The organism is Pseudomonas trutticola BRTCR10 (genome assembly GCF_056155105.1).
In genome coordinates, this window is sequence record NZ_CM149552.1 from 5,351,140 (window position 1) to 5,367,393 (window position 16,254).

Below are 16,254 nucleotides of genomic sequence, written 5' to 3' on the forward strand. Positions count from 1 at the left end.
CGTGCGACCGGAGCGGCACTGGGTTAATCGTCGAGGCGCTCTTCTAACTGGCGCACTTCGTAGGTGAGCTTGTCGAGGAACTGCATGCGCCGCATCAGGCGTTCGGCCTGTTCACGTTGCGCTGCGTCATCCCAACAGGCCGCGAAGCTTTCGTTGAGTTCTTCCTGAGCCACTTTCAAGCGACGCTTGAATACCGCGACACCGTCGAGATCGGCGCTGTCCTGGAGGTCTTCGAGCTCTTCGCGCCATTGCATCTGCTGCAGAAGAAACTCGGGGTCATGGACCGTGACTTCCATCGGCACTTCATGCCCGCTGATGGTCAGCAGGTAGCGTGCGCGCTGGGCCGGGCTCTTGAGCGTCTGATAAGCGTCGTTGAGGCGCGCAGACTGCTCGAGTGCCGAACGCTGCTCGCGCTCTGAAGCGTCGGCAAAGCGATCAGGATGAACGCCGCGCGCCAACTCACGATAGCGCGTGGCCAACTGCTCGAGATCCAGACGGAAGCTCGGTTGCAGCTCGAATAAAGCGAAATGACAAGGAATACCCACGACAAGCCTCAGATATTGAAGCTTTCGCCGCAGCCACATTCACCGCGAACGTTGGGATTGTTGAACTTGAAGCCTTCGTTCAACCCTTCCTTGACGAAATCGAGCTCGGTGCCGTCCAGGTAGGCGAGGCTTTTCGGGTCGATGATCACTTTTTCGCCGTGACTCTCGAACACCTGATCCTCTGCAACCACCTCGTCGACAAACTCCAGCACGTAGGCAAGGCCGGAACAGCCTGTGGTGCGAACACCCAGACGAATCCCTTCACCTTTGCCGCGCCCGTCGAGGGAGCGCCGCACGTGTCGAGCAGCCGCTTCTGTCATGCTGATAGCCATCGTTGACTCCTTACTCGTCGCCCAATGCTTAGATCAAGCCTTTCTTCTGCTTGTAATCGCGAACAGCCGCCTTGATAGCGTCTTCAGCGAGTACCGAGCAGTGAATTTTCACTGGCGGCAAGGCCAGTTCTTCGGCCAGCTGAGTGTTCTTGATGGTTTCCGCTTCATCCAGAGTCTTGCCCTTCATCCACTCGGTGGCGAGGGAGCTGGAGGCGATGGCGGAACCACAGCCGTAGGTCTTGAACTTGGCATCTTCGATAACGCCCTGATCATTGACCTTGATCTGCAGACGCATCACGTCGCCGCACGCTGGTGCGCCAACCATGCCGGTGCCAACATCAGGATCTTCCGCGTTCATCTTGCCGACGTTGCGCGGGTTTTCGTAGTGGTCGATGACCTTTTCGCTGTAAGCCATGATTCTCAATCCTCACTCATCAGGGCCGCTCTTGAGACCCTGCAACTGCGCTGCGTCAGTCGCCGCGTCGCTACAGGATCTGTACCTGGCGGCTTCTATATTTAGTGTGCCGCCCACTCGATCTTCGAGATATCGACGCCGTCTTTGTACATGTCCCACAGCGGCGACAGAGCGCGCAGCTTGGTAACGGCCTCGCAAACTTTCTGCGCGGCGTAATCGATTTCTTCTTCGGTGGTGAAGCGGCCGAAGGTGAAGCGGATCGAGCTGTGTGCCAGTTCGTCGTTGCGGCCCAGGGCACGCAATACGTACGAAGGCTCCAACGATGCCGAGGTGCACGCCGAACCGGACGATACCGCCAGATCCTTGAGTGCCATGATCAGCGACTCGCCTTCAACGTAGTTGAAGCTCAGGTTCAGGTTGTGCGGAACGCGGGCGGTCAGGCTGCCGTTGACGTACAGCTCTTCCAGATGCTCGACCTGCTTGTAGAAACGGTCGCTCAAGGCTTTGATGCGGACGTTTTCGGCAGCCATGTCTTCCTTGGCTACACGGAATGCTTCACCCATGCCGACGATCTGGTGAGTCGCCAGGGTGCCGGAACGCATGCCACGCTCGTGACCGCCGCCGTGCATGGTCGCTTCGATGCGCACACGCGGCTTGCGGCTGACGTACAGCGCGCCGATGCCTTTAGGGCCGTAGGTTTTGTGAGCAGAGAAGGACATCATGTCGACTTTCAGCTTCTGCAGGTCGATCTCGACCTTGCCAGTGGACTGAGCGGCGTCGACGTGGAACAGGATGCCTTTCGAACGCAGCAGTTCGCCGATGGCGGCGATGTCGTTGACGGTGCCGATTTCGTTATTCACATGCATGACCGACACCAGGATGGTGTCTTCGCGCAGTGCAGCTTCGATCATTGCCGGGGTGATCAGACCGTCAGTCTGAGGCTCGAGGTAGGTCACTTCGAAACCTTCACGCTCCAGTTGGCGCATGGTGTCGAGGACAGCCTTGTGCTCAATCTTGGTGGTGATCAGGTGTTTGCCCTTGGAGGCGTAGAAATGTGCCGCACCCTTGATTGCCAGGTTGTCGGACTCGGTGGCACCGGAAGTCCAGACGATTTCGCGCGGATCGGCATTGACCAGATCGGCCACCTGACGACGGGCGTTTTCGACGGACTCTTCAGCTTTCCAGCCGAACACGTGGGAACGGGACGCCGGGTTACCGAAGTTTCCGTCGACCAGCAGGCATTCGCTCATTTTTTGCGCAACGCGCGGATCGACCGGGGTGGTCGCAGAGTAATCAAGGTAAATCGGCAATTTCATGGACTATCTCCTAAATCAGGGCTGGCGTGCCGCTAGCTCTTTGGCTGTCATTCGACGGCGGACGCTTCAATCTTGTCCAGGCGTGGCGCCTTGCTGTTGCAACGGCGCTGGTCCTGACGCTGGGCTACTTCTTGCACCTCACGGCGAGTCACAAGATCAGCCAAGCTGATACCACTTAGAAATTCGTGAATCTGCAGGCTCAAGTCGCACCACAGATGATGGGTCAGGCAGGTGTCGCCGGAATGGCAATCGCCCTGGCCCTGGCACTTGGTCGCATCGACCGATTCGTTGACCGCATCGATCACTTGCGCCACCTGGATGCCCTGCATGTCGCGAGACAGCTGGTAACCACCACCGGGGCCGCGAACACTGGAAACCAGGTTACTGCGGCGCAGCTTGGCGAAAAGCTGTTCGAGATAGGACAGGGAGATGCCTTGGCGCTCGGAGATATCGGCCAGGGACACGGGCCCGTGCTGCGCGTGCAACGCCAGGTCAAGCATGGCGGTCACGGCGTATCGGCCTTTTGTAGTCAGTCGCATGGACAGTTACCACGGAGTTCGGAATGGGCGGGAGTATGCAATTCCCGAGCATTTAAGTCAACTATAAGACCTAGTGCTTTAGTCGGGTTTACCCGCAAAAGAGCGCGCGCATCATAGCAAAGGCTGGCGGCGTACAGCCAGTGATTGCGAGTTATCGCTCTACGCGAGCAGGCTCGCTCCCACAGGAGAACTCATTCCAATGTGGGAGGGAGCCTGCCCGCGAAGAAATCGGCGCGGTTTAACTGGCCTGGCTTTGATCCTTGCCTTTTACGCAGGCGAAGTCTTCTTCACGCAGCTCAGGCAGATCTTTCGCACAGTAATTGCTGCCCAGATCCTTCAGCGCACCGCACATCCCCTCCAGACGCCCGTCGACCGCTTGCAGGTGATCGAGCAATTGGCCGATCGCGCGCGCTACCGGGTCAGGCATGTCCTCGCTGACACCGTAGGCATCGAAACCGATTTTCTCCGCCATGGCCTTGCGCTTGGCATCCTGCTCTTCATCGGACTTGACGATAATTCGACCGGGAATCCCCACGACCGTGGCGCCCGGCGGCACTTCCTTGGTCACCACCGCATTGGAACCGACCTTGGCACCGGCACCGACAGTGAATGGCCCCAGCACCTTGGCGCCAGCACCAACGACAACGCCATCACCCAGCGTTGGATGGCGCTTGCCTTTATTCCAGCTGGTGCCACCCAGGGTCACACCCTGATAAATGGTCACGTCATCGCCAATTTCGGCGGTTTCGCCAATGACAATGCCCATGCCGTGGTCAATAAAGAAGCGTCGACCGACTTTCGCCCCCGGATGAATCTCGATCCCGGTCAGCCAGCGACCGAAATTCGACACCAGCCGCGCCAGCCATTTCAGCTCGTTGCGCCACAGCATTCCCGCGAGTCGATGAATCCAGATCGCATGCATGCCGGGATAGCAGGTAAGGACTTCAAAAGCGTTACGCGCCGCCGGGTCTCGATGGAATACGCTTTGGATATCTTCACGCAAACGCTCAAACATCATTTAGTCCTTCCGCTTCAGAAGCTCGCCACGGGCCGCTTTTTGGGTTTCCGTGAGGATGCCACGCAAAATGTTCATTTCCGCCCGGCTGACCGAGCTGCGTCCGTATAACCGGCGCAGGCGCGCCATCAAGTGCCGCGGCTTTTCCGGATCGAGGAATTCGATGGCAACCAGCGTCTGCTCCAGATGCTCATAGAAACGCTCCAGCTCATCCATGGTCGCCAGCTCGGCACTTTTCACCGAGGCCACTTCTTCTTTCTCGATCTTGGTCGGCTGACCTTGTGCGGCCAGCCAGGCCATGCGCACTTCATAGCTCAACACCTGCACCGCTGCCCCAAGATTCAGTGAACTGAACCCAGGATCAGAGGGGATGTGCACGTGAAAGTGACATCGCTGCAGCTCGTCATTGGTCAGGCCGGAATCTTCACGACCGAACACCAAAGCGATTTCCGCGCCCTGCCCGGCTTCCTCGACCACTTTGCTGCCGCATTCACGCGGATCCAGCAGCGGCCAGGGAATGCGGCGGTCGCGGGCGCTGGTGCCGAGCACCAGATTGCAGCCGACCAAGGCATCTTCCAGGGTGGCGACGACTTGCGCGTTTTCAAGGATGTCACCGGCACCGGAAGCGCGAGCATCGGCTTCGTGATGCGGAAACAACCGCGGTTCGACCAGCACCAGCCGCGACAGACCCATGTTTTTCATGGCGCGCGCGGCCCCGCCGATGTTGCCGGGGTGGCTGGTATTGACCAGGACGACACGAATGTTCTGCAGCAAGGGAGGCGCTCTCGGACACAGGAAAGGGGTGCAAATCTTACAGAACAGCCTACCGTTAAGCTATGAAAGCGAACAGCGTCCTTCACCTGAAGAAAAGTTCTGATAGAATGCGCGGCTTTCTTTAACAACCTTAGGTGACACATCCATGCAGCCCATGCTGAATATCGCGCTGCGCGCCGCCCGCAGCGCCAGTGAACTGATCTTCCGCTCCATCGAGCGCCTGGATACCATCAAGGTCGACGAAAAAGACGCCAAGGATTACGTATCCGAGGTCGATCGCGCCGCTGAACAGAAAATCATCGATGCCCTGCGCAAGGCTTACCCGAATCACTCGATCCAGGGTGAAGAAACCGGCCTGCACGCCGGCACCGGCATCGAAGGCGAAGAGTACCTGTGGATCATCGATCCGCTGGACGGCACCACCAACTTCCTGCGCGGCATTCCTCACTTCGCTGTCAGCATTGCCTGTAAATACCGTGGTCGCCTGGAGCACGCAGTGGTTCTGGACCCGGTTCGCCAGGAAGAATTCACCGCCAGCCGTGGTCGCGGCGCTCAACTGAACGGTCGTCGTCTGCGCGTTAGCGGTCGCACCAGCCTCGACGGCGCTCTGCTGGGTACTGGCTTCCCGTTCCGTGACGACCAGATGGACAACCTCGACAACTACCTGGGCATGTTCCGCGCCCTGGTTGGCCAGACTGCCGGCATCCGCCGCGCCGGTTCGGCGAGCCTGGACCTGGCCTACGTGGCTGCCGGTCGTTTCGACGCATTCTGGGAATCGGGCCTGTCCGAGTGGGACATGGCTGCAGGCGCCCTGCTGATTCAAGAAGCAGGCGGTCTGGTGAGCGACTTCACTGGCGGTCACGACTTCCTGGAAAAAGGCCACATCGTTGCCGGCAACACCAAATGCTTCAAGGCAGTCCTGACGGCGATCCAGCCGCACCTGCCGGCTTCGCTGAAGCGCTAAGCTTCCCGCGAAACAAAAAAAGCACCCTACGGGGTGCTTTTTTTATGCCTGGAATTCGATCTTCAGATCACCAAAATTTTCATACTGGAGCGAGCCTGCTCGCTCCCACAAGAGATCCGGGTTTAGCCAGAAATTCCGGGCACAAAAAAGCACCCCGCAGGGTGCTTCTTGTTAAAACAGTCGGTCTTTACTGACCCGGCTCATTCTGCGACAAAATCAGCTTGCCTTCCTTGTCGACCGGAATCTGGTTACCCGGATCGCGATCCATCCGCACTTTGCCTTCCTTGCCATCGAGCGAGTAACGCACGTCGTAACCGACGACCTTGTCGCTGATGTCATTGACCGTGTTGCAGCGGGTTTGCGTGGTGGTGTAGGTATCGCGGTTCTGCATGCCTTCTTGAACCTTGTTACCGGCATAGCCGCCACCGACCGCGCCAGCCACCGTGGCAATCTTCTTGCCGGTGCCGCCGCCAATCTGATTACCCAGCAAACCACCTGCCAGTGCACCGACCACCGTACCAGCGATCTGATGCTGATCTTTTACCGGTGCCTGACGAGTCACTGTCACGTCCTTGCACACTTCACGTGGAGTCTTTATCTGTGTCTTGACCGGTTCGACGGCCAACACTTGCGCATACTCAGGGCCGCTTTTAACCAGGCTGTAGGTGGCAACAGCACCCCCGGCAGTCACACCGACAGCACCCAATACCGCACCAACCAGCAACGACTTGTTCACATGAACCTCCTGACCATCACATGCGGGACGCGCCCGCGCTTCTCCCAGCCTTGGAGCATAAAAAAAGGCGCGAGTTCAACTCGCGCCTTTTTCACCTGACTGCCGGGAAAACGATGGCCGTTTATGGACGGTCGTCGACTTCCTTCTCGGTGTTGGCCGGAGGAATCAGATCCTCAGTGGTCAGGTTCAACCAGATCAGCACCACGTTGGCGATGTAGATCGACGAGTAGGTACCCGCCAGAACACCGATGAACAATGCGATCGAGAAACCGAACAGATTGTCGCCACCAAAGAACAGCAGTGCCGCGATCGCCAGCAAGGTGGAGATCGACGTCGCCATGGTGCGCAGCAGGGTCTGGGTGGTCGAGATGTTGATGTTCTCGATCAGCGTTGCCTTGCGCAGCACACGGAAGTTCTCACGAACCCGGTCGAATACCACGATGGTATCGTTCAGCGAATAACCGATGATCGCCAACACCGCCGCCAGTACGGTCAGATCGAAAGTGATCTGGAAGTACGACAGGATACCGATGGTCACGATCACGTCGTGGATCAACGAAACAATGGCGCCGACCGCGAATTTCCACTGAAAGCGGAAAGCCAGGTAAATCAGGATCCCGCCGAGCGCCAGCAGCATGCCGAGGCCGCCCTGATCGCGCAGCTCTTCACCGACCTGCGGACCGACGAACTCGACACGTTTGACGGTCGCCGGGTTGTCGCCGCCGACCTTCTGCAGCGCTTCCGCGACCTGATGGCCCAGTTGCGGGTCTTCACCCGGCATACGCACCAGCAAATCGGTGGTTGCACCGAAGTTCTGCACGATGGCTTCGTGATAACCGGAAGTGGTCAGTTGCTCGCGCACCTTGGTGACGTCAGCCGGACGCTCGTAGGTCAGCTCGATGAGCGTACCGCCGGTAAAGTCCAGACCCCAGTTCATGCCCTTGTGGAAGACGCTGAAAATAGCCAGCACCGTAAGAAACACTGTGACGCCGAACGCAAAGTTGCGAACGCCCATGAAGTTGATTGTACGTAACATGGCAGCCCCTTAAATCCACAACTTCTTGAAGTCACGTCCGCCAAAGATCAGGTTGACCATTGCGCGGGTCACCATGATGGCCGTGAACATCGAGGTAAAGATCCCGAGGGACATGGTCACTGCGAAACCTTTGACCGGGCCTGTGCCCATCGCAAAGAGAATGCCGCCGACCAACAAGGTAGTCAGGTTGGCGTCGAGAATCGCGGTGAATGCCCGGCCGAAGCCTTCGTTGATTGCACGCTGGATGGTCATGCCGGCGGCGATCTCTTCACGAATCCGCGAGAAGATCAGCACGTTGGCGTCGACCGCCATACCCATGGTCAGCACGATACCGGCGATACCCGGCAGGGTCAGTGTTGCACCCAGCAGCGACATCAAGGCCAGCAGCAGCACCATGTTCACCGCCAGTGCGACGGTGGCGATAACGCCGAAGAAGCGGTAGATGGCGATGATGAACAACGACACGAACAACATGCCCCACAGCGACGCATCGATACCTTTGGTGATGTTGTCAGCACCCAGGCTCGGGCCGATTGTGCGCTCTTCAGCGAAGTACATCGGCGCCGCCAGACCACCGGCACGCAGCAGCAGTGCCAGTTCGGACGATTCGCCCTGGCCGTTCAGGCCAGTGATGCGGAACTGAGCACCCAGTGGCGACTGAATGGTCGCCAGACTGATGATCTTCTTCTCTTCTTTGAACGTCTGCACCGCAACGTCTTTCTCGACGCCATCAACCACTTGCTTGGTGTAAGTGGTGATCGGACGCTGCTCGATGAAGATCACCGCCATGCTGCGACCAACGTTGGAGCGGGTTGCGCGGCTCATCAGCTCGCCACCGTGGCCATCCAGACGGATGTTCACTTCAGGCGTGCCGTGCTCGCCGAAACCGGCCTTGGCGTCGGTCACCTGGTCACCGGTGATGATCAGGCCACGCTCGATCTGCGCAGGAGGACGCTTGCCTTCACGGAACTCGAAAGTCTCGGAAGTGGCTTTCGAAGCACCTGGCTCTGCTGCCAGACGGAACTCAAGGTTGGCCGTCTTGCCGAGAATACGCTTGGCTTCGGCAGTGTCCTGCACGCCCGGCAGCTCAACCACGATGCGGTTGGCGCCCTGACGCTGAACGATCGGTTCGGCAACACCCAGCTCGTTGACGCGGTTACGTACCGTGGTCAAGTTCTGCTTGATGGAGTATTCACGGATTTCCGCCAGCTTGGCCGGGGTCATCGCCAGACGCAGCACCGGTTGACCGTTGAGGTCGGCCGGAACAATGTCGAAATCGTTGAAGTTCTTGCGGATCAGCGCACGGGCCTGTTCGCGGGAGTCAGCATCGCTGAAGCCCAACTGAATGGCACCGCCCAGTTGCGGCAGGCTGCGATAGCGCAGCTTCTCTTTGCGCAGCAGGCTCTTGACGTCGCCTTCGTAGACTTTCAGGCGTGCATCGAGGGCTTTGTCCATGTCCACTTCGAGCAGGAAGTGCACACCACCGGACAAGTCCAGACCCAGCTTCATCGGGTGCGCGCCCAGATTGCGCAGCCATTGCGGGGTGGTTTGTGCCAGGTTCAGCGCGACGACGTAGTCATCACCCAACGCCTTGCGCACAACGTCTTTGGCCGGCAGCTGGTCTTCAGCCTTGGTCAGACGGATCAGACCGCCCTTGCCGTTGGCCGCCAGAGTGGCTGCCTTGACGTTGATCCCGGACTCCTTGAGCGCAGTGCTCACACGATCCAGATCAGCCTGATTGACTTGCAGCGCAGTGCTTGCACCGCTGACCTGAATGGCCGGGTCATCGGGGTATAGATTGGGAGCGGAATAAATCAGACCGACCGCCAGCACCGCCAGGATCAGAATGTATTTCCACAGAGGATATTTGTTCAGCATCACGCCGCCCGTTATGACGCGGGGCGCCTTGCGCGCCCCGTCGATTGAGTAGAAGTTGTTGCTCTTAGATCGCTTTCAGCGTGCCTTTTGGCAGCGTGGCGGCGATGGCGCCTTTCTGGAACTTCATTTCCACGGTGTCGGAAACTTCCAGAACCACGAAGTCATCGGCCACTTTGGTGATCTTGCCGGCGATGCCGCCGGTGGTGACCACTTCGTCGCCCTTCGCAAGGCTGCTCAGCAGGTTCTTCTGCTCTTTGGCGCGCTTGGCCTGTGGACGCCAGATCATCAGGTAGAAGATGACCAGGAAGCCGACCAGGAAAATCCACTCGAAACCGCCGCCCATTGGGCCGGCAGCAGCCGGTGCAGCCGCGTCGGCCATGGCGTTAGAGATAAAAAAGCTCATTTAGCACTCCAGTTGCAAATGTTGAATCTTGGGGTCAGAAAACTCAGTCCAAAGGCGGAACGGGGAGCCCGCGTTTGGCGTAGAAGGCATCGACAAAGGCGGCCAATGTACCCTGTTGAATAGCCTCGCGCAAACCAGCCATGAGCACCTGATAATGGCGCAAGTTATGGATGGTATTGAGCATGCTTCCCAGCATTTCGCCGCACTTGTCCAGGTGATGCAGATAAGCGCGGGAGAAGTTCTGGCAGGTATAGCAATCGCAGGTCGGATCGAGCGGCGAATCATCATGGCGATGGAACGCGTTACGGATCTTCAGCACGCCGGTATCAATGAACAGATGCCCGTTGCGGGCATTACGGGTTGGCATCACGCAATCGAACATGTCCACACCGCGGCGCACACCCTCAACCAGATCTTCCGGTTTGCCAACGCCCATAAGGTAACGAGGTTTGTCAGCCGGCATCATGCCCGGCAGATAATCCAGCACCTTGATCATCTCGTGCTTGGGCTCGCCCACCGACAGACCGCCGATGGCCAGGCCGTCAAAGCCGATTTTGTCGAGGCCTTCCAGCGAGCGCATGCGCAGATCCTGGTGCATGCCACCCTGAACGATACCGAACAGCGCCGCAGTGTTGTCACCGTGGGCATTTTTCGAACGCTGGGCCCAACGCAGCGACAGCTCCATCGATACGCGAGCGACGTCTTCGTCAGCCGGGTACGGCGTGCATTCGTCGAAGATCATCACGATGTCGGAGCCCAGATCGCGCTGAACCTGCATCGATTCTTCCGGCCCCATGAACACTTTCGAGCCGTCGACCGGAGAGGCGAAGGTCACGCCCTCCTCCTTGATCTTGCGCATCGCGCCGAGGCTGAACACCTGGAAACCGCCGGAGTCGGTCAGGATCGGACCCTTCCACTGCATGAAATCGTGCAGGTCGCCGTGTTCCTTGATGACCTCGGTGCCAGGGCGCAGCCACAGGTGGAAGGTGTTGCCCAAAATGATTTCCGCGCCGGTGGCGACGATGTCACGCGGCAACATGCCCTTGACCGTGCCATAAGTACCGACCGGCATGAAGGCCGGGGTCTCGACGGTGCCACGCGGGAAGGTCAGACGACCACGACGGGCCTTGCCATCAGTGGCCAGGAGCTCAAAGGACATGCGACATTCGCGACTCATTCTGTTTCCTCTGGGCCGGTTTGTTTAGGGGCAGTAGGTGCAGGATTACGAGTGATGAACATCGCATCACCGTAGCTGAAAAAGCGGTATCCGTTTTCGACAGCGGCTTTATAAGCGGCCATGGTTTCGGGATAACCGGCAAACGCCGAAACCAGCATCAACAGCGTGGATTCGGGCAAATGGAAATTGGTCACCAGAGCGTCGACCACATGGAACGGCCGGCCCGGGTAGATAAAGATGTCGGTGTCGCCACTGAACGGCTTGAGCACGCCATCGCGCGCGGCACTTTCCAGAGAACGCACGCTGGTGGTGCCGACCGCAATCACTCGACCGCCGCGCGCACGGCACGCGGCGACCGCATCAACCACATCCTGGCCGACTTCCAGCCACTCGCTGTGCATGTGGTGATCTTCGATCTTCTCGACGCGCACTGGCTGGAACGTACCCGCGCCCACGTGCAACGTCACGAATGCGGTCTCGACGCCTTTGGCAGCAATCGACTCCATCAACGACTGATCGAAATGCAGCCCCGCCGTCGGCGCCGCCACCGCGCCCAGACGCTCGGCATAAACGGTCTGATAACGCTCGCGATCCGAGCCTTCATCCGGGCGATCTATATAAGGAGGCAACGGCATGTGCCCGACGCGATCAAGCAGCGGCAGCACTTCTTCAGCGAACCCCAGCTCGAACAACGCATCGTGACGCGCGAGCATTTCTGCCTCGCCACCACCGTCGATAAGAATCTTCGAACCCGGCTTCGGCGACTTGCTGGAGCGCACATGCGCCAGCACGCGATGCGAATCGAGAACTCGCTCGATGAGGATCTCCAGCTTGCCGCCGGACGCTTTCTGCCCGAACAGCCGCGCCGGAATCACCCGGGTATTGTTGAACACCATCAAATCACCCGGGCGCAAATGCTCAAGCAAGTCAGTGAATTGACGGTGTGCGAGGGCGCCGCTCGGCCCATCAAGGGTCAGCAGGCGACTACCGCGACGCTCGGCCAAAGGGTGGCGGGCGATCAGCGAATCAGGGAGCTCGAAAGTAAAGTCAGCAACGCGCATGATGGGGTTCGTCTAGCAGGGCCGGAAAGTCTAGCGGAAATATCGAAAATTCTCTATGTACCTGATTGACCGACGGTAATCTCATCTCTATACTTCGCCGCCATTGAGCCCTGATGGCGGAATTGGTAGACGCGGCGGATTCAAAATCCGTTTTCGAAAGGAGTGGGAGTTCGAGTCTCCCTCGGGGCACCACATAGCAGTATCTGAGAGTCTCTACCAGCCTCTCAGCACCAGAGAAACCGGCCACTTGGCCGGTTTTTTTGTGCCTGCCTGTTTATCCCTGTCTGCCCTTATCCGTTGTATCCCTGTATCCCTGCTTGTATCCTGAGAAAAATACCGAACTTTGGGATACAAGGATGAAACGCGCAGACATCAAGCGCCGCCCCCTCGCCGATACCACGCTTGCAGGGCTTGAGCCTGAAACAAAGGAATATCGAGAGCTGGATGGAAACGGCTTATATTTCCGGGTCAAACCGGACGGTGGCAAGTCTTGGCAACTCAGGTACAAGCGGCCTGTAGGTAACTGGGCATGGATGGGCCTCGGCGGCTATCCAGAAGTCAGCGGCGCACTTGCCCGTGAGAAAGCAGCCGATCTACGAAAGGTTGTCAGTAGCGGTGCCGACCCTCTTGAACAGAAGCGCTCGGCAAAAGCGGCAATCGATGCCGCTCGAACCCGAACCTTCAGAGCAGCTGCAGAAGCTTGGCTAAAGGCAAAGGAGGAGAAAGGTCTCGCTCCCTCCACCCTCAATAAAATCCGCACCTACCTCGAAAAAGACATTCTTCCAGCGCTTGGCGACAAACCTCTAGACGAAATAACTCGAACCGATTGTGCAAATCTCCAGGCCTCCCTTGAAGCTCGGGAGGCGCATAACGTTGCTGAGAAATGCCGGACCTGGGTCAATCAGATCTTCGGCAGAGCAATCGGGTTGGGACTGACAGAAAACGATCCCGGTAGCCGTCTACGCGACATCGCAGCTCAAGCACCAAAGACTCAACAACACCCTCATTTGCTAGAGCCCGAACTCGGCGAGTTTCTCATCGCCTTAAGGAACACCCCCAGCAGACTCACCGCCCGAACGGCGGCATGGCTTTGCATCTGGACAGCCTCAAGGCCGGGAATGGTTCGCCTAGCGGAGTGGAAAGAGTTTGATCTCGATAAAGCTCTGTGGATTACACCTGCGTCGAAGATGAAGATGCGCCGAGACTTCGTATGTCCCCTTCCACGCCAAGCGCTGGTAGCACTTAGAGAACTGCACTCTTTAACCGGGCGCAGCCGCTGGCTATTTCCTGGAGTTGGTGCGAAGAATCCTACTATCAGTGAAAACACAATAAATAAGGTATTCGCGACCATTGGCTATAAAGGACGTCTTGTTGGCCACGGTACACGACACACGGCGAGCACCCTACTCCGTGAACACGGGTGGCCAAAGGAGCATGTGGAGGCGCAATTAGCTCACAAAGAAGAGGGTATCTCGGGGGTCTATAACAAAGCTCAGTATCTCGAGCAACGGACAGCCATGATGCAATGGTATGCCGATCATCTGGACAAGTTGCAGAACGGGACCGTTGTGCCGGGCCAATTCGGACAGGCAATTTGACGGTGCAAATCTCGAATCCTCAAAAGAGCGGTGTTCCGCGTGTTCCATGTGTTCCATGTGTTCCATGTGTTCCAAAACCACTCGAAGCCTTTAATTTCGGGGCTTTCAACGGTGGAACACAGGTGGCGCACACATGGAACACATGGACGATGGCATACAAAAAGTGTTCCAGGATCGGTAACACCGGCAAGCAGCGCTCCCCTCTCCTCAGTGGTGGCCGCACAGCTCTGCCAAGCGCAGGCACTCGCGTTTCTTCGATTACGGAACGGGGCGAGGGGTGAATATTGAACAAAAAATTTTACTTAAGCGCTCCACTCAACATTGAGCAGTGGGAGATTGTAGAGACGTTTGAGCGATTCACGCTGTGCGACGAATTTGGAGATCGCATCGAAGATGCTCTCGAACTCATACGAGAGGGCCAAGAGCATTGGTCGAGCCATCTGACCGATGGAGAATGGTCTGTTGAATCCGTTCGAGTACTGGCTAATGCCAGAAGACTCTCCTACAACATACGCCAACAATTTGAACGCTCCAGAGACGACTTACCTCGATGCATCCAATCGGCAGTGGGGGAATCATCCAACACGGCTATTACTGATGGCCAGTACATTGCCGCGTTGGCGCTTGATCTCGCCTGCCGTTCTATTGAGACGCTGGAGAGATGGTTGAGCGGCTTCGACGAGGATTTATGCGGCGGAAACCATGAAAATCTAGCCGCACTGATAGCTGATCCATCGGACGATTTCAGCACGTTTGTGGAAGAGGTACGCCATGATCAATCTCATTTGGAAATCGAAGCACGTGAAGCGGCCGCAGACTTGCTAGGCAAAGCCCGGTACTACATGACCTTGGCAGACGTCTACTGCTCCCCACTGCTAAGTAACGCCGATAAGATCCGCATCAGTACCACCGCGCGCAAAGCAGGCCTGAGCTCCGGGGCCATACGTCGTGAGAGCACCCTTAATCGCGATAAAAGCATTTGCGCCCATGCCAGACGCTTGCTAAGCGATGGAAGATCATCAAGGGAAATTATTGGCATTATCATCGGAACGGACTCTGCGCAAAGAAAACCGGGGGACACCGCCAAGCTCTCCACCAGGCAAATTCGCAACATATTGATCAAAGGAGAGGTGCTTAACGACTAGAGCGCGACCTTTCTGATTTAAAGTCGATTAGTCGAACCATCGACATTAGATTTCGAACACAGAATTTTCAGCAAAAAAATTCGCGCTCGCTCCAAGTCATCTCTTCCAAAGAAAAAACCAGCTCACAAGCTTGTATATCGGTCTAGGAGAATCTCCTCATCTCTTGAAAATCTGGTTGTGTCGGATATCCGAAGCTGATGTAAACTAATCACCCAACATAACAAGGACGAAGTCGATGGAGCATGTTACATATATTGTTGGAGCTGGTTTCTCCGCTTCTCTCGGATTGCCAGTGATGAGCAACTTTGTTGCAAAATCAAAAGACCTTTATTTTTCAAATCCTGAAAAATACCCTGTATTCAAAAAGGTATTTGATCAAATAAAGGAGCTATCATACGCAAAAAACTACTATGCAACTGACCTGCTAAATATAGAGGAAATATTATCCATTCAGGAAATGGCGGACTTCTTAGAAGGCCGGCGACTTTCCAACGACTTTACCAGCTATATTATTGACACGATTTCAGCCTACACGCCAGATTTGTTACCACGCCAAAGGGCCTCAAACTGGTACAGCCATGTATTCGGCGGCAGTAAAGATACTGAAGCACTTGGACTTTTTGTAGCTTCATTATTGGGGATTGCATTTGAATCAGACGAGGGCACTAGAATAGTTGATGACTCTGCAAGCAATACTAAATACTCTGTTATAAGCTTAAACTATGACATGGTCTTCGAAAATTACGCAGATTTTCTTAGGTCGACCTTCGAATCCAGGCAAGCGAATAACGTTTCCTTCGAAACCAATAATTATGATCCCGAATGGAAAAATTGTCATCTTGCTAAGCTGCACGGCTCCGTTCACAAAGGAGATATCGTACCGCCAACTTGGGCAAAGGGAACACACCCATCAATTGTTAACACATGGAAGAATGCCTATCAGATACTAAAAAGCTCCAATCACATTCGCTTTATTGGTTACTCACTGCCCGTCGCTGACTCCTATTTAAAATACCTACTGAAATCCGCAGTTGTTGACGCCCCTCATTTAAAATCCCTCGATGTAATCTGCCTTGATGGGCAAGGAGACGTTAGACGTCGTTATGAGTCATTTTTCTCCCTGAGTAATTTTCGCTTCAGGAACGCGTCTATTACTGACTTAGCAACGGCAATCGCGAAAGGAAGTTTTCTTGCGACCGCGGACATCAGGGGTGGCACGTCACACTTCCGGGATGCTGAAAAAGCTTACGATGAATTTATGCGCTCCTAGCAAGCCAACCAACAGAACAAGTTGATGGCGGAGCTGCTACAAGCACGCCG

Annotated in this window: 17 protein-coding genes and 1 tRNA gene; 5 read left to right on the plus strand and 13 right to left on the minus strand. The window is 56.5% G+C overall.

Annotated features, from left to right (window positions below):
* Positions 1-23: 23 nt before the first annotated feature.
* The 7 genes from hscB to trmJ all read right to left on the minus strand — a co-directional run bounded on the left by hscB (position 24) and on the right by trmJ (position 4,936).
* Positions 24-545: a co-chaperone HscB gene (gene hscB, locus ACVVH8_RS24185; protein ID WP_008084660.1), complete on the minus strand. Its 522-nt coding sequence runs from the start codon at positions 543-545 to the stop codon at positions 24-26.
* A gap of 8 nt (positions 546-553) precedes the next feature.
* On the minus strand, positions 554-877 hold the full coding sequence (iscA, locus tag ACVVH8_RS24190; protein ID WP_003227904.1) for an iron-sulfur cluster assembly protein IscA: 324 nt from the start codon (positions 875-877) through the stop codon (positions 554-556).
* A gap of 28 nt (positions 878-905) precedes the next feature.
* Positions 906-1,292, minus strand: a complete 387-nt coding sequence (iscU, locus tag ACVVH8_RS24195) for a Fe-S cluster assembly scaffold IscU (protein WP_003227907.1) — start codon at positions 1,290-1,292, stop codon at positions 906-908.
* A gap of 101 nt (positions 1,293-1,393) precedes the next feature.
* Entirely contained in the window at positions 1,394-2,608 is a 1,215-nt protein-coding gene (locus tag ACVVH8_RS24200) for an IscS subfamily cysteine desulfurase (RefSeq protein ID WP_103304536.1), read from the minus strand.
* A 47-nt stretch (positions 2,609-2,655) separates the two neighbouring features.
* Positions 2,656-3,147 carry a Fe-S cluster assembly transcriptional regulator IscR gene (gene iscR, locus ACVVH8_RS24205; RefSeq protein WP_003227911.1) on the minus strand — a complete coding sequence of 164 codons (492 nt, stop codon included), beginning with the start codon at positions 3,145-3,147 and terminating at the stop codon, positions 2,656-2,658.
* A 238-nt stretch (positions 3,148-3,385) separates the two neighbouring features.
* Positions 3,386-4,162, minus strand: a complete 777-nt coding sequence (gene cysE, locus ACVVH8_RS24210; RefSeq protein WP_025109222.1) for a serine O-acetyltransferase — start codon at positions 4,160-4,162, stop codon at positions 3,386-3,388.
* Between the two features lie 3 nt (positions 4,163-4,165).
* The gene (gene trmJ / locus ACVVH8_RS24215; RefSeq protein WP_064589075.1) at positions 4,166-4,936 is read right to left on the minus strand and encodes a tRNA (cytosine(32)/uridine(32)-2'-O)-methyltransferase TrmJ; all 771 of its coding nucleotides are present in this window, start codon (positions 4,934-4,936) and stop codon (positions 4,166-4,168) included.
* Positions 4,937-5,081: 145 nt separating this feature from the next.
* Here trmJ and suhB point away from each other — a divergent pair, with 145 nt between their 5' ends.
* A complete protein-coding gene (suhB, locus tag ACVVH8_RS24220) occupies positions 5,082-5,900 on the plus strand; it encodes a type III secretion system regulator SuhB (RefSeq protein WP_016773320.1) in 819 nt (272 codons plus the stop codon).
* Between the two features lie 187 nt (positions 5,901-6,087).
* Here suhB and ACVVH8_RS24225 read toward each other — a convergent pair whose 3' ends face one another.
* The 6 genes from ACVVH8_RS24225 to queA all read right to left on the minus strand — a co-directional run bounded on the left by ACVVH8_RS24225 (position 6,088) and on the right by queA (position 12,191).
* Positions 6,088-6,636 (minus strand): glycine zipper 2TM domain-containing protein, encoded by a 549-nt coding sequence (locus ACVVH8_RS24225; RefSeq protein ID WP_053123539.1) that lies wholly within the window; start codon positions 6,634-6,636, stop codon positions 6,088-6,090.
* A 121-nt stretch (positions 6,637-6,757) separates the two neighbouring features.
* Positions 6,758-7,672, minus strand: coding sequence for a protein translocase subunit SecF (gene secF / locus ACVVH8_RS24230; RefSeq protein ID WP_103304535.1), 915 nt, complete (start codon positions 7,670-7,672; stop codon positions 6,758-6,760).
* 9 nt (positions 7,673-7,681) lie between these two features.
* Positions 7,682-9,550 (minus strand): protein translocase subunit SecD, encoded by a 1,869-nt coding sequence (gene secD / locus ACVVH8_RS24235; protein ID WP_103304534.1) that lies wholly within the window; start codon positions 9,548-9,550, stop codon positions 7,682-7,684.
* Positions 9,551-9,614: 64 nt separating this feature from the next.
* A complete protein-coding gene (yajC, locus tag ACVVH8_RS24240; protein ID WP_003227923.1) occupies positions 9,615-9,953 on the minus strand; it encodes a preprotein translocase subunit YajC in 339 nt (112 codons plus the stop codon).
* Between the two features lie 43 nt (positions 9,954-9,996).
* Complete coding sequence (gene tgt, locus ACVVH8_RS24245) at positions 9,997-11,112, minus strand: tRNA guanosine(34) transglycosylase Tgt (protein WP_161794909.1); 1,116 nt, start codon at positions 11,110-11,112, stop codon at positions 9,997-9,999.
* A 14-nt stretch (positions 11,113-11,126) separates the two neighbouring features.
* The gene (gene queA, locus ACVVH8_RS24250) at positions 11,127-12,191 is read right to left on the minus strand and encodes a tRNA preQ1(34) S-adenosylmethionine ribosyltransferase-isomerase QueA (protein ID WP_103304533.1); all 1,065 of its coding nucleotides are present in this window, start codon (positions 12,189-12,191) and stop codon (positions 11,127-11,129) included.
* 107 nt (positions 12,192-12,298) lie between these two features.
* Between queA and ACVVH8_RS24255 the strand changes: the two genes are divergently transcribed.
* The 4 genes from ACVVH8_RS24255 to ACVVH8_RS24270 all read left to right on the plus strand — a co-directional run bounded on the left by ACVVH8_RS24255 (position 12,299) and on the right by ACVVH8_RS24270 (position 16,204).
* Positions 12,299-12,383, plus strand: a tRNA-Leu gene (locus ACVVH8_RS24255).
* A gap of 164 nt (positions 12,384-12,547) precedes the next feature.
* Positions 12,548-13,789, plus strand: coding sequence for a tyrosine-type recombinase/integrase (locus tag ACVVH8_RS24260; RefSeq protein ID WP_475226748.1), 1,242 nt, complete (start codon positions 12,548-12,550; stop codon positions 13,787-13,789).
* A 284-nt stretch (positions 13,790-14,073) separates the two neighbouring features.
* Complete coding sequence (locus ACVVH8_RS24265) at positions 14,074-14,934, plus strand: hypothetical protein (RefSeq protein WP_475226751.1); 861 nt, start codon at positions 14,074-14,076, stop codon at positions 14,932-14,934.
* A gap of 235 nt (positions 14,935-15,169) precedes the next feature.
* Positions 15,170-16,204 (plus strand): hypothetical protein, encoded by a 1,035-nt coding sequence (locus ACVVH8_RS24270; RefSeq protein ID WP_475226753.1) that lies wholly within the window; start codon positions 15,170-15,172, stop codon positions 16,202-16,204.
* The last annotated feature ends 50 nt before the right edge of the window (positions 16,205-16,254 follow it).

Bases quoted from the DNA above. Each gene is read 5' to 3' on its own strand.
- ACVVH8_RS24270 (WP_475226753.1), top strand. From the start codon at position 15,170: ATGGAGCATGTTACATATATTGTTGGAGCTGGTTTCTCCGCTTCTCTC.
- iscA (WP_003227904.1), bottom strand. From the start codon at position 877: ATGGCTATCAGCATGACAGAAGCGGCTGCTCGACACGTGCGGCGCTCC.
- iscU (WP_003227907.1), bottom strand. From the start codon at position 1,292: ATGGCTTACAGCGAAAAGGTCATCGACCACTACGAAAACCCGCGCAAC.
- ACVVH8_RS24200 (WP_103304536.1), bottom strand. From the start codon at position 2,608: ATGAAATTGCCGATTTACCTTGATTACTCTGCGACCACCCCGGTCGAT.
- yajC (WP_003227923.1), bottom strand. From the start codon at position 9,953: ATGAGCTTTTTTATCTCTAACGCCATGGCCGACGCGGCTGCACCGGCT.
- iscR (WP_003227911.1), bottom strand. From the start codon at position 3,147: ATGCGACTGACTACAAAAGGCCGATACGCCGTGACCGCCATGCTTGAC.
- queA (WP_103304533.1), bottom strand. From the start codon at position 12,191: ATGCGCGTTGCTGACTTTACTTTCGAGCTCCCTGATTCGCTGATCGCC.
- cysE (WP_025109222.1), bottom strand. From the start codon at position 4,162: ATGTTTGAGCGTTTGCGTGAAGATATCCAAAGCGTATTCCATCGAGAC.
- secF (WP_103304535.1), bottom strand. From the start codon at position 7,672: ATGTTACGTACAATCAACTTCATGGGCGTTCGCAACTTTGCGTTCGGC.
- secD (WP_103304534.1), bottom strand. From the start codon at position 9,550: ATGCTGAACAAATATCCTCTGTGGAAATACATTCTGATCCTGGCGGTG.
- tgt (WP_161794909.1), bottom strand. From the start codon at position 11,112: ATGTCCTTTGAGCTCCTGGCCACTGATGGCAAGGCCCGTCGTGGTCGT.
- suhB (WP_016773320.1), top strand. From the start codon at position 5,082: ATGCAGCCCATGCTGAATATCGCGCTGCGCGCCGCCCGCAGCGCCAGT.
- ACVVH8_RS24260 (WP_475226748.1), top strand. From the start codon at position 12,548: ATGAAACGCGCAGACATCAAGCGCCGCCCCCTCGCCGATACCACGCTT.